The 283-nt window shown below is 32.5% G+C and carries 1 pseudogene; it reads right to left on the minus strand.

The window, feature by feature from the left end:
- Positions 1-115 (minus strand): annotated as a pseudogene (locus B2Y23_RS00475) (Cys-tRNA(Pro) deacylase); the annotation flags it as partial.
- Positions 116-283 lie beyond the last annotated feature (168 nt).

Here is a 283-nt window from a genome sequence, read left to right on the forward strand (position 1 = left end):
AGCCCAATTTCTCGGCTGCTTCTAGGCCAAAACTTTTCGCATTGGCATCGTGTTCATATTCATGAATAGAAAATTCAATTTTATTGGATTTTAAAACTTTGCAGGCTGGTGTCATTTTTTGAAGATATTAAGCACGAGATAAGTAAATTATATGCTCTTTAGAAATGAATGTTTAGCATACTTAGGCTATTTTCCTTGGCTTGGTATTATTGTCTATTTTTAGAGATTAAAAGTTTGAAGTGACAGGAAATCATTTTTAGACATAAAAAAAGCCCGACATCCT

It is taken from the genome of Acinetobacter sp. UBA5934 (assembly GCF_002430855.1).
Taxonomy (GTDB): domain Bacteria; phylum Pseudomonadota; class Gammaproteobacteria; order Pseudomonadales; family Moraxellaceae; genus Acinetobacter.